Source organism: Ferriphaselus amnicola (genome assembly GCF_000974685.2).
GTDB lineage: Bacteria > Pseudomonadota > Gammaproteobacteria > Burkholderiales > Gallionellaceae > Ferriphaselus > Ferriphaselus amnicola.
In genome coordinates this window covers 2,389,377-2,403,059 of sequence record NZ_AP018738.1, presented here as the reverse complement: position 1 = coordinate 2,403,059, position 13,683 = coordinate 2,389,377, and the positions used below count along the sequence as shown (strand labels likewise).

Annotated in this window: 12 protein-coding genes and 2 pseudogenes; 5 read left to right on the top strand and 9 right to left on the bottom strand. The window is 51.9% G+C overall.

Features of this window, described 5'->3' with window-relative positions; translation table 11 throughout:
* The first annotated feature begins 7 nt into the window (after positions 1-7).
* Positions 8-310, top strand: a complete 303-nt coding sequence (locus tag OYT1_RS13765) for a hypothetical protein (RefSeq protein ID WP_197714086.1) — start codon at positions 8-10, stop codon at positions 308-310.
* Positions 311-453: 143 nt separating this feature from the next.
* On the opposite strand, the gene OYT1_RS11920 is transcribed toward OYT1_RS13765, so the two are convergent.
* The 6 genes and pseudogenes from OYT1_RS11920 to OYT1_RS11900 form a co-directional block, all read right to left on the bottom strand.
* Positions 454-732 carry an integration host factor subunit beta gene (locus OYT1_RS11920; RefSeq protein ID WP_062626614.1) on the bottom strand — a complete coding sequence of 93 codons (279 nt, stop codon included), beginning with the start codon at positions 730-732 and terminating at the stop codon, positions 454-456.
* Positions 733-752: 20 nt separating this feature from the next.
* Positions 753-1,844 carry a site-specific integrase gene (locus OYT1_RS11915; protein WP_232013184.1) on the bottom strand — a complete coding sequence of 364 codons (1,092 nt, stop codon included), beginning with the start codon at positions 1,842-1,844 and terminating at the stop codon, positions 753-755.
* Positions 1,845-1,907: 63 nt separating this feature from the next.
* Positions 1,908-2,381: pseudogene (locus tag OYT1_RS14115) on the bottom strand (TniQ family protein); the annotation flags it as partial.
* Positions 2,359-3,255 carry a TniB family NTP-binding protein gene (locus OYT1_RS11910; RefSeq protein ID WP_062626616.1) on the bottom strand — a complete coding sequence of 299 codons (897 nt, stop codon included), beginning with the start codon at positions 3,253-3,255 and terminating at the stop codon, positions 2,359-2,361. The pseudogene OYT1_RS14115 and the gene OYT1_RS11910, both read right to left, overlap by 23 nt.
* Positions 3,255-5,150 (bottom strand): Mu transposase C-terminal domain-containing protein, encoded by a 1,896-nt coding sequence (locus tag OYT1_RS11905; RefSeq protein WP_062626617.1) that lies wholly within the window; start codon positions 5,148-5,150, stop codon positions 3,255-3,257. Before OYT1_RS11905 ends, OYT1_RS11910 begins: the two co-directional genes overlap by 1 nt.
* Positions 5,147-5,821 carry a heteromeric transposase endonuclease subunit TnsA gene (locus tag OYT1_RS11900; protein ID WP_062626618.1) on the bottom strand — a complete coding sequence of 225 codons (675 nt, stop codon included), beginning with the start codon at positions 5,819-5,821 and terminating at the stop codon, positions 5,147-5,149. Before OYT1_RS11900 ends, OYT1_RS11905 begins: the two co-directional genes overlap by 4 nt.
* A gap of 58 nt (positions 5,822-5,879) precedes the next feature.
* Between OYT1_RS11900 and OYT1_RS11895 the strand changes: the two are divergent.
* Positions 5,880-6,542, top strand: a pseudogene (locus OYT1_RS11895) (ATP-binding protein); the annotation flags it as partial.
* A gap of 2 nt (positions 6,543-6,544) precedes the next feature.
* On the opposite strand, the gene coq7 reads toward OYT1_RS11895, so the two are convergent.
* The 3 genes from coq7 to trpC form a co-directional block, all read right to left on the bottom strand.
* Positions 6,545-7,171 (bottom strand): 2-polyprenyl-3-methyl-6-methoxy-1,4-benzoquinone monooxygenase, encoded by a 627-nt coding sequence (coq7, locus tag OYT1_RS11890; RefSeq protein WP_062626619.1) that lies wholly within the window; start codon positions 7,169-7,171, stop codon positions 6,545-6,547.
* A gap of 159 nt (positions 7,172-7,330) precedes the next feature.
* Positions 7,331-8,407, bottom strand: a complete 1,077-nt coding sequence (locus OYT1_RS11885) for a porin (RefSeq protein WP_062626620.1) — start codon at positions 8,405-8,407, stop codon at positions 7,331-7,333.
* Positions 8,408-8,615: 208 nt separating this feature from the next.
* Positions 8,616-9,413, bottom strand: a complete 798-nt coding sequence (gene trpC, locus OYT1_RS11880) for an indole-3-glycerol phosphate synthase TrpC (protein WP_062626621.1) — start codon at positions 9,411-9,413, stop codon at positions 8,616-8,618.
* A gap of 107 nt (positions 9,414-9,520) precedes the next feature.
* Here trpC and OYT1_RS11875 point away from each other — a divergent pair, with 107 nt between their 5' ends.
* From OYT1_RS11875 to OYT1_RS11865, 3 genes are all read left to right on the top strand, one after another.
* A complete protein-coding gene (locus OYT1_RS11875) occupies positions 9,521-10,780 on the top strand; it encodes a glutamate-5-semialdehyde dehydrogenase (protein ID WP_062626622.1) in 1,260 nt (419 codons plus the stop codon).
* Positions 10,781-10,788: 8 nt separating this feature from the next.
* Complete coding sequence (lpdA, locus tag OYT1_RS11870) at positions 10,789-12,576, top strand: dihydrolipoyl dehydrogenase (protein ID WP_062626623.1); 1,788 nt, start codon at positions 10,789-10,791, stop codon at positions 12,574-12,576.
* Positions 12,577-12,730: 154 nt separating this feature from the next.
* Positions 12,731-13,672 carry a nuclear transport factor 2 family protein gene (locus OYT1_RS11865; RefSeq protein ID WP_062626624.1) on the top strand — a complete coding sequence of 314 codons (942 nt, stop codon included), beginning with the start codon at positions 12,731-12,733 and terminating at the stop codon, positions 13,670-13,672.
* The last annotated feature ends 11 nt before the right edge of the window (positions 13,673-13,683 follow it).

Genomic DNA, 13,683 nt, shown 5'->3' with positions numbered 1-13,683 from the left:
GGAGAGAATGCAACTTGAGATTAGCCTAACGACGTTTTACTCTATTGGTGACGAACGGCGTTTTTTCCAAGGATTAAAGGACATTGAAGCGATAAAAGAAATCCGCGGAGTTGGCAGAGGGTTAATTATTAAAATCGAGATGAAAGCTTTGAACAAAGAAATGCTACGAGAGCTTATCGCCCTTCTGTGGCGTTATGGAATATCGCTTGCTCCGTTGAAAGTGTTTGCTTCCAACAATAAAAAATTTACATGGCTCGATGATGAGCGCTGCTATTGGTACAAAAGCATGTTCGAAACAGAAGCGCGGTAGCGCAGTAGGTCGCATCGTTATTGCCGAATGTTGCTCTCTCTTTCCTCTTCTTTTAGCCGCCCAAAATTTGTTTGATTATCTGCTCGTAAACCACCCAAAAACCTCCAGTTATGGATGGCACTGATTCGGAGAGGTTTGCAGAATCACCAATCCACCCTCTCCCTCAACTCCTTTCCAGCTCTGAAATGAGGCACAGCCTTCGCGGGCACAAATATCACTTCACCCGATTTCGGATTGCGAGCCTTCCTCGGCGGATGCCTATTCACCTCAAAGGTACCAAAGCTACGAATCTCCGCACGGCGACCGAGACTGAGCGCTTCCGAAATGGAATCCAGAAGGGTGATCACGCATGATGATACATCGCTGTGATTCAGGTCGGGATGGCGGGTGGCTAGGGCGGATATGAGTTCGGAGCGGGTCATTGGATAACGCAATATTTCATTCAGTTGGCTAATTGTAGTGGCTTTCTTGTCCAATCCCTATAACTCCCAATTGTGCGATGCATCATTCCCACATTCACTGCTGCTTGAAATCGGACTCCAAGAATACTTTTCTTAAGCCCAGTCCGCGTGGTCATCGAAGTGAATATGCGGTCTTCGCTACTCATTGGATTTAAGCGTGGGCGTAACTTGACGTAATACCACTCAATCCAAGCACGCACCTGAGCGGGTGATCGAGCAGCCTCGGCAAAGTTCTTTTCGACAACTTCTGGTACGAGTTGACGCACTCGCTCCAGAGTGAGATTCGTAAGCTCCGTTTGAGATAGGTGAAGTTGCCTGCCTGTAGCAAACATGATCTTGTCTCGAATCAGAGAGAATCGCTTTATCTCATCCTGCGTCTCGGCGATTTGGTGATCGATGCTCGTGAGCAAGTCTTCGTAGGTATCCTCCGAGATTGGCTTGGGCAACCTGTCTGGGACATGCATAGCGATATCTCGGCCAAATAATTCCCTAGACCTCTTAAGGCTAAACTGCCCATTCAATTTCTCGGTGGCAGCAGCAATAGACTCTGCTTCTAGCTGGCTAATCTTGGCGAAGCCGCCTAAAGATTCTCGACGAATGACATCTTCATACCAAAATGGACGATAGTCCGTGTCGCCTCTAAGGTCGCTGTATCTAAGGTCGCATTTGCGAATGTGATTAGTGAAACTATCAGGCCACTCCTCTAGCAGCCTAGCAAGAAAGAGGAACATCGCTCGGCGCGTACCTATCGGAGACATTTCCAGTCCGCTCTTTACCCAGCCACTGAGGTCGATATCATCCAAGATTGACGAACGTCTGAGACGCTGCAAGCTGACTTTGGAGATGAAGCCGGCAATCATATCTCGCAAGCCTTGGAAGAACATGACCGAATGCATTGATGGGTTGCCCGCCCAACTAACGAATCCCTGCTTCAATACCTTCTCCAGCCTGAATTGGAAGTCGATCAGTTGAATATGGGATTCTTCCTCCGTATGACTCTGACTTAGTTTAAACCCACACTTCCAGCAATGTACCAACAGCCCCTCTGTTGGGAAGAAGTCCTTGGATTGCATATCGGTTCGATGAAGTATGACCGGTGACTGGCAGGATGGGCATGCATCCAAAAGGTGGCACCTGTGCTTGGTACATACGGTCGAGAATGCGAGCCGCCACTGCCGCCTGAAATACGGCTCAGCATCTTCTGCCAGGCATTTCGGACAAAATGCCAAACCCGGTCGCCGGCGGGTTCGATGGTAGATACCAATGGGGATAATCCATCGTGTCATTCCGTTGGGCTGATGTGACTGGTATAGCCAACCCTCATATCCCTTGAAGGTGGTGTTTTCAAATTGTTGGAGCGTTGCGCCAGTGGCTGCCATCAGCTTGTCGCCGATCTCTGGGGATGCCAGTCGATCAATATCTCGGTTCCAGATAGGTTCTTGTCGGCCGAACAAGAATACACACATTGTCTGCGACTTGTATCCGTGGGCATGAGCAAGCCGAATGATCCATGAGCTCAGGAGCTCATCTGGCTTCGGCTTTAGGTGGATGGGCCAGAGCTGGGTGTTTAGACGGAAATGATAGTCGTCACAATCTGGATAGGTCGGCATTGTCGCGACGTTTTATATGCTTGCAGTTGTTTATCGCATCAGCAGAAATACATTCATCACCGCTCTTGATTGCATACTCAGCGGCACTCTTCACGGTTTTGCATATATCGCCGAGTGTGCCATCGTTGCTCAAATTGAATATCAGCGAAGGTAACTCACCCTTGTGAAGAAGCGATGCTTTTCGTAGGGGTAGAGTTTGTTCAAGGGTGAGCAGGAATCGCCTATAGTCGGCATCATTGCCCCATCGGGGCAAGGTGCTGACAGGGAATCGACTATTGAATTGTGGATCGGCGGAAAACTCATTTAGCACTTCAGGAACGCCAGATACCACGAAACAGAGCTTTAACTCATTGCTAAGAAATTTGATCGTATTAAGGAAGGCCTGTTTCTGATTGCTTCCTCCTGAACTCATTGCTCCAATCTCATCAATCAAAATTAGATTGGCACCTACTCTTGGAAGTAGTGTGACGGCTCGAAATAGTTTGTTGTTTGTTGACTCACTTGTCCTGATTGATACGCCAAGCTTCCCCAAAATCAGGTCGAGCATCATCTCTTGACTTGGAGTAGGAGGCGTCTGAATTTTTATGACTGGGGCGAGCAGCAGATCATCGCGGTTGTTGATTTCTATCGGATGCCGACGCTGAAATTCCTCTAGTAAATCAGTTTTGCCATTATCGGAGCGTCCGAGTAGTAACATACACGGAGGTCTGTTGACTCGCGAACGCCCAAGTAACTCTTCCATTTCTTCCATCAGTTGCTCAGCCACCGGATATTTGATGAATCTGTTGTCCCAGATGAAGTTTATTCTCTCCTCATCGGACTCATTCAGCATTGCCGTAGTCTGTGCCCCTAACTTCCTATCCTTGAGCTCCATTAATATTCCCCGCTAATTTTGAAGGGCTGAAGGTCGTCGTCGTCCCATGTTTGCGTAGGTGCGCTAGGCCCATTCGCAGTATCACTTTGTACGGGGCGTATCGAGGCCTTGAGACTCGACTTCTTTTGTTGTTTCGCTTTTTGTCGCTCCTTGCGAGCAGATTTGGTCAGATTAGATTCGCTTTCGACGATTCTTTTTCGATCTTCGATACTTTGGTGAATTAGGCGCTGGTTCACTGTGTATCCCTTCCCAGCTAACTCTCGCTTAATGGATCGAAGTTCCCAAAGGCTGACATGGGTATCTTTTTTAGACGTGCTCGAAAGAGGAATGTGTTCGTTCGAGTCTGGATCGTATAGCCAGATCGTTGACATGTCGCGTGGGTCGTAGCGAATCAGAAATTGCCTTGCCAGTTTTGAGGTGGCAGAGCTGCGTGTTTTTACGAATTTTCGAATGGCGGGATTCGAATAGGTCAATCCTTCAAACTCGACCCCACTTCGCTGCACAGTTCGCCGATTACTGGGCATGAAACTTAGCCTGAGTTGCTTCTCATCCGTCTCCACTACGGGTAGCCCCGTTCCAATATCGGTATCAGTACCGAAAATACCTTGCTCCCATTTCGCAATCGGTGGAACCCCATTGTTCCCTCGGTGAGGAGCTTGATGATAATCGCCCACAAGATACTGGGCAAACCACATCTCAAGAGCATCGAATGTCATGACCGCATTACCCTCGGAGTCATAGTCATACTTGCTTCTCACATTCGAGAAGGTCGTTCCGGGTAATTCATCATGAATGTTCTTCATGTATGTCCTGAATGCGCGCTCCACATTGCCACCAAATCGTGTTGCACGTTTCGGGCGATGTTCAACGATTATTCCATATTGTTCTGCTGCTCGGCCAAGAACCTCGCCATGAAACTCCTTGGCATTGTCAGTATGGATTCTCCTCATCACCCCCCAACATGGCCATTGATATTCCTTCGGGTCGATGCCAAGGCTGGCTAGGTAATCATCTTTTGGAAGAATTGCGTTAGCGATACATTGACCTGCGGCTAGCGCTCCTACAGGATCGAACGACAAATAGTATCCGACGCACATCTTGCTATATACATCGGTTGCGATCGTTAAATACGGGCGACCAATTGGAAGTCGATGTTTTTCATCTACGACAATTACGTCAACTTTGGTGTGGTCGATCTGTACAACAGCTAGTGGAAAATTCGCATCTGGGAATTTCCCTCTAATTTGTTGGAATCGTTCTTGAGCGATTTTTGAACCATACCGCCTACTTGTTTTTAACTCGTCACTGAGCGCGGCGATTCGACGATAAACGGTCACTTCCGCTGGCGGGCGGATATCTTGCGATGCACAGGCGCTACCGATTAATCTAATGACTCGTTTGATTGAGCTCCTTTGCTCTGTCAAATAGAATCGGTCAATCATGTCGGATATGATGGCATCCACCTCCTGACTTAGCCGATTACCTCCCTTGTCAACTCTCGGTTTTCGTATGAGTGAGGTTACTAGCCCACTGGCTTTGTAAGCCCGTATCCAGCGATAAATAGTGGCGGTGTCGTAGCTATTATTCTCAGCGACTGCTTTGACCACCTCCCGAGTTCGTTCTTTGTCGCTCATTTCCAAGAGCGGTGAAATAATTCGGAGGCGTTCTTGAGCTCTTCGCCATTTCTTATCCGGGATGGATGCCAACTCCATTCTGGTTGCCGCTGAATGTTCTTCTCTGATTATGAGATCCGATGCGGGAGCGGTCTCCCGCCTACCGTTTTCATCGCGGATGAGGACGGTAGATATGTTGATCAAGTCCTCAATGTGGTATCGCTTACCTTGGTAGTAAACAGCTAAACCAGGCACGAGGCGCGTTGTCGCCAATAGGCTCATATCTCAATCCATAACTCTGATTCTTGAGTCAAAGGTTCGTCTTCATCGAATTGAATTTCATTGCGAGCAACCATACACCAAAGTGTCCATAGTGCTTTGCCGCGATCCTCTCTTGTGAGGGCTACGTTTCTCATGATTTCAATGGGCGAGGTACGCCCTTTGGTTTGTAGTAACTGCCGGATCGCATCGCGATATTCTGCATGACATTCGGAGGTGCGATATCGAAAGAGAAATTTTACGTTATCCAAATAGGGGGTTCGAATTTCTTGCTCGGTGAATATTTTGAACCGACATCCGTGGCGCTTGGCAAAGCGAATGGCCGCTTTGAATTTTGGTTTATATTCTGACCAGTTCTCGATCAAGTCCTCTCGGAACTTTGCTTCACAGTACATGGGGGGCTGAGGAGAACTTTTCTTGAATGAATCTTTGAATACGACCAGAAGGTCTGGAGTGTAGCTTCGAGGTTTGTCATCAGGGCCGTCATACGGAATGGTGGTTGGCTGAACCTGGCATCGCTCAACATCGTGCCGCCAGTTCATGAGCGTAAGCAAATCCCGTTCGAGTGTGGACTCAAACTGTTGCCCATTATGGGTTCCAGTTACGCTTCGAGTGTTAGGTTTTATTTCTCGAACGGGCTTGCGTTGCTGGTCGATAAATTTTCGATTTGCCATCTAGTCGCATTTTACGACATAACTGTGGACTCTAGTCGCAAATAAAAAGAGTTCTTACATTGGCGGGGGTAGCAATCCGCGTCCCGGTGAAATATCTATGGCTTTACACGGGGTGCTGTTTTTGGATGAGTTACCGGAATTTGAGCGCGGTGTGTTAGAGGTGCTGCGTGAACCGCTGGAGTCGGGGCACATCACCATTTCGCGTGCCGCCCGCCGCGCTGATTTCGCTGCCCAGTTCCAACTCATCGCGGCGATGAATCCGTGCCCATGCGGCTATCTTGGGCATTACAGCGGGAAGTGTCGCTGTACGCCAGATCAGGTTGCGCGTTATCGCAGTCGTATCTCCGGCCCATTGCTGGATCGCATCGACATTCAATTGGAGGTGCCGGCTGTACCGCAGCAAGATTTGCTCAAAAGTGCTGATGGTGAGTCTTCTTCGGTCATTCGCCATCGAGTCGAGCAAGCGCGCCAGTTGGCTTTGGCGCGGCAAGGCAAGCCTAATGCTCGGCTTGCTGTGAGCGAGATCGACGAATTCTGCTTGCCGGATGAAGCGGGTATCAGTTTGTTGCAACAAGCTATCTCTCGGCTGAATCTTTCTGCTCGCGCGTACCATCGTGTGCTTAAGGTGGCACGCACCATTGCTGACTTGGCGGGAAGTGAACGGGTGTGTATTCCCCATATCGCTGAAGCCGTGCAGTATCGAAAGATGGATAAGCAGTAGGGCTATACCCAATACGCCGTGCGGGTGAGCAGCTTCGAAGATAGCTGCATGGTTAGTTTGATGGGGGTGGGAAGGGTTACGCCGCCCATGTTGACAGCCATCTCGGAATGGCCGATCTCGTCGGTGTACATCTGTTGCACGATGGCTCGGCTCTTGGCATCTTGCTCTGGAAGCTCTTGTAGGTGCTCTTGCAAGTGACCACCTACCTGACGCTCGGTTTCGGCGAGGAAGCCAAGGTTCCACTTATCTCCCAGCAATCCAGCAAATGCGCCTAATGCCAGTGAGCCGGAATACCACAGCGGGTTTAGTAGGCTCAGGCGACCGCCTAGTTCCTCCACTCGACGCGAAGTCCAAGCTAGATGCTCGGTCTCTTCCCAGGCGGCCTGCTCCAGTTTTTTTTGTACTAAAGGGTCGCGAGCAGTCAATGCTTGGCCTTGATACAAGGCTTGTGCGCAAATCTCGCCGCTATGGTTAATGCGCATCAGGCCGATGGCATGCTTCTTTTCGGATTCGCTTAACGGAGTGTCGGCAATGTGCTCGTCAGGGTAAGCGCGCACGGTCTGCGCCTTGCTCAACAAGGTGCGTAAGCCCTTATCAAAACCGATGATGAGATGATCCAGATTCAGCATGTGTGCTCCCTCGCAGCGAAGGGCACAATGTAATGGAAGAGAATAAGCGGGTCAAATGATAACGGACACCCGAAGGTGTCCGTTAATGTCAAACTTGATTGCGGAAGAGTGGCTGACTAGCAGAACTCAACCACCATACCCGTGGAGTATGGCATCAAATTAGAACGAGTGCTTCACGCCCAACGAGAATGCAGAAGGAGCGGAATTTGCACCGCCTGAAGAAGCTACACCGCCTGTTTCGCCAGCGAACAGGCCATAAACAGCGCCTGCATTGTTATTTAGCTTGGTGTACAAGCCATAAACAGTGGTGCGCTTGCTCAGGCCGTGGTCATAGCCCAAGGTCCATTGTTTTGCACCGGAGTTAGCTACGGTCTTTTGTGCGCCTACTTGAGTGTAAGCAGCCTTGATTGCACCTGCACCGATTGCATACTTGGCCGAAGCATATACAGACTTGTGGCCGAATTGATCCGCACCAGCAAGGAAATTATCCTGGGTCTGTTCATACACGGCAGCAACAGTCAGAGCATCGATTGCGTACGAAGCACCAGCCTTGATGGCGGTTTCCTTTGCGCCGGCACCGAGGGCAAAGTCCAAGATGTGTTCTTCATAGGACAGGGAGGCAGTCAGGGGCAGGTCGGTGCCCTTATACATACCTGCCAAAGAGAAGGCATTGCCCTTGGCGACAGCAGGGCTTTCGCTCAGTTGAACGAAACCAGCGATACCGGTGAAGCCGGCCATGACTGGGCTGATGTAAGCGATAACGTTGGCTTGACGGCCATCGAAACTTGCACCACCTGCTGTACCCATCAAGGCGCGATTGTCAGCGATACCATCACCGAACACGTCATATGCACGAGTTGCGATTTTGTAGGGTGTGTCATGCTTACCCATAATCACAGTACCCAAGCTAGTGCTCGACAGGCCAGCGAAGGTGTTGCGAGAGGCAAAGGTACTAGTCACGTTACCAGCGGATGTGTTGCCATCGATGCTGATCAGCGACTCGACTTGCCAGATAGCCGACAGACCGTCACCCAGATCTTCGTTACCCTTGAAACCCAAGCGGGAGGTGTTGCTGGAGATCTTGGCCTTGGTTACGCCATTGACTACGGCGCCGTTATTGACGGAATCGGCGGAAACGTTAGCTACGCCGTAAACAACTACGTTGCTGTCAGCGAATGCTGCAACTGGAGCTGCAACAGCGGCTGCAACTGCCAAGGAAATTAGGCTCTTCTTCATGTGTTACTCCTTATGAAATATTGGTTAGCATCCCCCTAGAAACTGCTTCATTTCTAGAAGATGGCGCATTCTGCCCAATGCGCGGGGGGGTGTGCAAAGAATTTTTATTGATTAGGAAGATTTGTTGTAGAAATGCAACAGGCTGTATTTCTACAACAATGCGATATATGGGGTTGGCTTTAATCGTTTTGTTAGTAATTGGAGTGGCCTACTCGGTCGGGTCAAATACCAGCTCCAGCATTTCCCCCGGGTTGTCTGCTCGCATGAATGCTTCGCCAACAAGGAAAGTGTGAACCTTGTTTCTGCGCATCAAAGCCACATCGTCTGATGTGAAGATGCCGCTTTCAGTCACCACGATACGACCTTCAGGAATGCGCTCAAGCAGACCCAGCGTTGTTTGCAAGGTCACGTCAAAGGTGCGCAGATTGCGATTGTTGATGCCGATCAGTGGGGTTTGTAATTGCAGCGCAGCGGTGAGCTCGTCGCCGTCATGCACTTCTACCAGCACCGCCAGACCTAACGAATGCGCTAGCGTCTCGAAGGCTTGCATCTGCGCTAGCGTCAGCGCGGCAGCAATCAGCAGGATGGCATCCGCGTCCATCGCGCGCGCTTCCCAAATCTGATATTCGTCCACCATGAAATCCTTGCGCAGCACGGGAAGGGCGCAGGCAGCACGCGCTTGCTTCAAGTATTCGGCTGAGCCCTGAAAGAATTGCTCGTCGGTCAGTACCGAAAGACACGCCGCGCCATGTTGCGCATAGCTGGCAGCGATCTCGGCGGGGCGGAAGTCGGCGCGGATTACGCCCTTGCTGGGGCTGGCCTTTTTGATTTCGGCAATGACGGCGGGCTGCCCAGCGGCGATCTTGGCGCGGATGCTTCCGACGAAATCGCGCGTGGGCAGTGCTTGCTCGGTTTCGGCGCGTACTTGTGCCAATGGTTTACGGGCGCGTGCCGCTGCGACTTCTTCAGCTTTTACCGCGAGGATCTTTTTAAGTATGTCGGACATGCTTGTCATTCCCACGCAAGCGGGAATCCATAGGTGAAATCACAATGGCGCGCATTTTACCATCCCGCTTGCGGTAAAATGCGCCACCTCGTTTGAATCGAACTGATATGGAAAACGTCAAGGCATACATGCAGCAGGTCGGGCAGCAGGCTCGCGCTGCTTCGCGCCTAGTTGCGCAAGCGGATACGGCTACCAAGAACTGTGCGCTGGAAGCGATGGCGCAAGCGCTGTTGGATAGTCGAGCCGCTTTACAGGAAGCCAACGCTAAGGATGTTGCCGCCGCTCGTAGCAATGGGCTAGACGAGGCCTCTATTGATCGTCTGATCTTGAATGACAAGGTGATCGACGGCATGGCCGAAGGGCTGCGCCAGATTGCGTCTCTGGCTGACCCGGTGGGTGAGATATCCGACATGAGCTATCGCCCATCCGGCATTCAGGTCGGCAAGATGCGTGTGCCGCTGGGCGTGATCGGCATCATCTATGAATCGCGCCCCAACGTGACGGCGGATGCGGCCGGGCTGTGCCTGAAATCGGGCAACGCCGCCATCCTGCGCGGCGGCTCGGAAGCTATCCACTCCAATCAGGCCATCGCCGCCTGCGTGCAAGCAGGCCTGCGCGCAGCCCGTCTGCCGGAGACCGCCGTGCAAGTGGTCAACACCACCGACCGCGCAGCCGTGGGCGAGCTCATCACCATGAAGGACTATGTGGACGTGATCGTGCCACGCGGCGGCAAGAGCTTGATTGCGCGTATTTCCAGTGACGCCAAGGTGCCGGTCATCAAGCATCTGGACGGCATCTGCCACGTTTACATCGACGATCAGGCTGATCTCGCCAAGGCGATCACCATTGCCGACAACGCCAAGACCCACCGCTACGGCGTGTGCAACGCGATGGAGACGTTGCTGGTGAACGCCGCCGTCGCCGCCGAAGTGCTGCCGCCGCTGTGTAAAATCTATCTGGATAAAGGTGTGGAGTTGCGTGGCGACGCAGCTGCGCTGGCCATTGTGCCGCAGATGACTGTCGCTACCGAAGAAGACTGGCGCACTGAATACCTAGCGCCGATCCTGAGCGTGCGCGTAGTGGGCGATCTGGATGCGGCGATAGATCACATCAATACCTACAGCTCACAGCATACCGATAGCATCGTCACCGAGAACTATACGAAGGCGATGCGCTTCCTGCGCGAGGTGGATTCGTCTAGCGTGATGGTGAACGCCTCGACGCGCTTCGCCGACGGATTCGAATACGGCCTAGGCGCGGAGATTGGCATCTCCACCGACAAGATCCACGCACGGGGCCCAGTCGGATTGGAAGGTTTAACTTCACAGAAATACATCGTGCTCGGCAGCGGGCAAATTCGTAAATAAGGAACACCATGAGTCAAGTCATCGAAATCAAAGTCCCCGACATCGGTAATTTCAAGGATGTCGCCATCATCGAAGTATTCGTCAAGGCGGGCGACACGGTCGAGGCCGAGCAGTCGCTTATTACTGTCGAAACCGACAAGGCGACGATGGATGTGCCGACGCCCACCGCTGGCGTGGTGCGGGAGTTGAAGGTCAAGGTTGGCGACAAGGTCGGCGAAGGTTCGGTGATCTTGCTGTTGGAAAGTGCTGAGGAGCAAGCGCTGAGTGCTGCATCAAATGCTGTTGCTCCCACTGCGCCGCAGCCACCAGTCCAAAATTCTCAGCCTTCAGCACCTGACACTCAGTCCTCGGCTCTCATTCCTCAGTCCTTTATTAAAGGTGACATTCACGCCGAAGTGGTGGTGCTGGGCGCTGGCCCCGGCGGTTACACCGCAGCCTTTCGCGCTGCTGACCTTGGCAAGCAAGTCGTGTTGATTGAAAAGCACGCCAGTCTTGGTGGTGTGTGCTTGAACGTTGGTTGCATTCCGTCCAAGGCGCTGCTGCATGTCGCAAAGGTGATTAGTGAGGCGGACGAGGTCGGCCATCACGGTGTGACCTTTGGCAAGCCGCAGATCGACATCGACAAGATTCGCGGCTGGAAGGAGAGTGTCATCAACAAGCTGACTGGCGGGTTGAAGCAACTGGCAAAGCAGCGCAAAGTACAGGTGGTGCAAGGCGCGGCGAAGTTTGTGTCGTCGAACATGCTGGAGGTGGTGACTGCCGAAGGTGTGAAGACCGTTTCTTTCGATAACGCCATCGTTGCCGCTGGCTCCAGCGTGGCGCGTATTCCCGGCTTCCCGTATGAGGATTCGCGCATCATTGACTCTACTGGGGCGCTGGCACTGAAGGATGTGCCGAAGCGCATGCTGGTGATCGGCGGCGGCATCATCGGGCTGGAAATGGCGACGGTGTACGACGCACTGGGTGCGAAGATCTCCGTGGTTGAGCTGATGGATCAATTGATGCCGGGCGCGGACAAGGACATGGTCAAGCCGCTGCACACTCGCATTGCCAAACGCTACGAAGCGATCTATCTCAAAACCAAAGTGACCAAGATCGAAGCGCTGCCGGAAGGTTTGCGCGTCACCTTTGAAGGCGAACAAGCGCCTGCTGAATCGCAACTTTATGACTGCGTGTTGATGGCTGTTGGGCGTCGCCCGAATGGTCGCGAGATCGCTGCCGAAGCGGCTGGGCTGGTCGTCAATGAGCGCGGATTCATCCCCGTAGACAAGCAACAACGCACCAATGTGCCGCACATCTTCGCGATCGGTGACATCGTCGGCGACCCGATGCTGGCGCACAAGGCGGTGCATGAAGGCAAGGTTGCGGCGGAGAATATCGCCGGACACAAGGCATTCTTCGAACCGCTGACCATCCCATCAGTCGCTTACACCGATCCTGAAGTGGCATGGATGGGGCTGACCGAAACGCAGGCTAAAGCGCAAGGTATCGCCTATGAAAAAGCTTCATTCCCGTGGGCGGCCAGTGGCCGTGCGCTGTCGGTGGGGCGCGAAGAAGGTTCAACTAAGGTGCTGCTAGACCCGACCACGCGTCGCCTCCTTGGTGCAGCGATTGTTGGCGTGAATGCAGGTGAGTTGATCGCTGAAGCGGTGCTGGCACTGGAAATGGGTGCTGACATGGAGGACATCGGTTTGACCATACATCCGCATCCGACATTGTCTGAAACCTTTAACTTTGCGGCTGAAATGGCAGTGGGCACCATCACTGACCTGCTTCCGCCCAAGAAGAGGCACTAAGCCAGAAAAAGCGTCGCTAGGGCTTTCAAAAAGATGGTAAATTCAGGCGAAAATATTTATAGTTCAGGGCGCGTAAAGATAAGTAAGAATAATTCGTACTTTACGATCTTAATTCCTACGATTTTAACCATTTAATTTGGAAGACTACGACATTATGAAGTCCTATTCATTTAGCCAACGAACAGTGCTCGGCGCAATCTTGCTTTGTTTAAGCCTTGCTGCCGGAGCTGATGAATTTCAGGATGCGAATGCGCTGTTCAAGCAGGGGCAACACGCTAAGGCGCTTGAAAAGGTGAATGCAATTCTGGCAAATAAGCCAAAAGATGCACAAGCTCGCTTCCTGAAGGGGCTGATTCTGGTTGAGGAAAACAAGCCAAATGATGCGATTGCGGTGTTCACTTCGCTGACCAATGACTATCCTGAGTTGCCCGAGCCCTACAACAATCTAGCTGTGCTTTACGCTAGTTTGGGTCAGTACGAAAAGGCTAAGGTTGCCCTGGAAGTGGCCATTCGTACCCATCCGAGCTATGCCACTGCGCATGAGAATCTGGGAGACATCTACGCCAAAATGGCTAGTCAGGCCTATGATCGCGCGCTGCAACTAGATCGTAGCAACGCTAAGACTCAGACCAAGCTTGAGTTGATTCGTGAGTTGTTTGGTACTAAGGCTGCTAAGCCAACCAAGGCTGCGCCTGTAGCGGCATCTACTGTTGCTGCTACCGAACCTGCTGCCACTAAACCTTCGGTGGTTGATGCTACCGATGCGGCTGTTCTGAAGGTTGTTAATGACTGGGCGGCGGCGTGGTCAGCGCAAGATGTGAAGAAGTATCTGTCGTTCTATGCGCAGGACTTCAAAACGCCTAGCGGTGAAGAGCGTTCAGTGTGGGAAAAGACGCGAGAAGATCGCATCTCTGCGCCTAAGTTCATCCAGGTTGCCGTGGAAAATACCAAGGTAAGTAAAATTGACGACTCCCATGTCAGCGTTAGTTTTAAGCAGACTTATCAGTCGAGTAAGTTGAACTCCACCGGAACTAAGACCCTACTATTGGTCAAGTCTGGCAGCAGCTGGTCGATTCAAGAAGAACTGTCGAAATAAGCCGTATGAGG

What these genes read in the sequence shown, in the direction of transcription:
- OYT1_RS13765 (WP_197714086.1), top strand. Translation starts at nt 8, where the DNA reads ATGCAACTTGAGATTAGCCTAACGACGTTTTACTCTATTGGTGACGAA.
- OYT1_RS11920 (WP_062626614.1), bottom strand. Translation starts at nt 732, where the DNA reads ATGACCCGCTCCGAACTCATATCCGCCCTAGCCACCCGCCATCCCGAC.
- OYT1_RS11915 (WP_232013184.1), bottom strand. Translation starts at nt 1,844, where the DNA reads ATGCAATCCAAGGACTTCTTCCCAACAGAGGGGCTGTTGGTACATTGC.
- OYT1_RS11910 (WP_062626616.1), bottom strand. Translation starts at nt 3,255, where the DNA reads ATGGAGCTCAAGGATAGGAAGTTAGGGGCACAGACTACGGCAATGCTG.
- OYT1_RS11905 (WP_062626617.1), bottom strand. Translation starts at nt 5,150, where the DNA reads ATGAGCCTATTGGCGACAACGCGCCTCGTGCCTGGTTTAGCTGTTTAC.
- OYT1_RS11900 (WP_062626618.1), bottom strand. Translation starts at nt 5,821, where the DNA reads ATGGCAAATCGAAAATTTATCGACCAGCAACGCAAGCCCGTTCGAGAA.
- coq7 (WP_062626619.1), bottom strand. Translation starts at nt 7,171, where the DNA reads ATGCTGAATCTGGATCATCTCATCATCGGTTTTGATAAGGGCTTACGC.
- OYT1_RS11885 (WP_062626620.1), bottom strand. Translation starts at nt 8,407, where the DNA reads ATGAAGAAGAGCCTAATTTCCTTGGCAGTTGCAGCCGCTGTTGCAGCT.
- trpC (WP_062626621.1), bottom strand. Translation starts at nt 9,413, where the DNA reads ATGTCCGACATACTTAAAAAGATCCTCGCGGTAAAAGCTGAAGAAGTC.
- OYT1_RS11875 (WP_062626622.1), top strand. Translation starts at nt 9,521, where the DNA reads ATGGAAAACGTCAAGGCATACATGCAGCAGGTCGGGCAGCAGGCTCGC.
- lpdA (WP_062626623.1), top strand. Translation starts at nt 10,789, where the DNA reads ATGAGTCAAGTCATCGAAATCAAAGTCCCCGACATCGGTAATTTCAAG.
- OYT1_RS11865 (WP_062626624.1), top strand. Translation starts at nt 12,731, where the DNA reads ATGAAGTCCTATTCATTTAGCCAACGAACAGTGCTCGGCGCAATCTTG.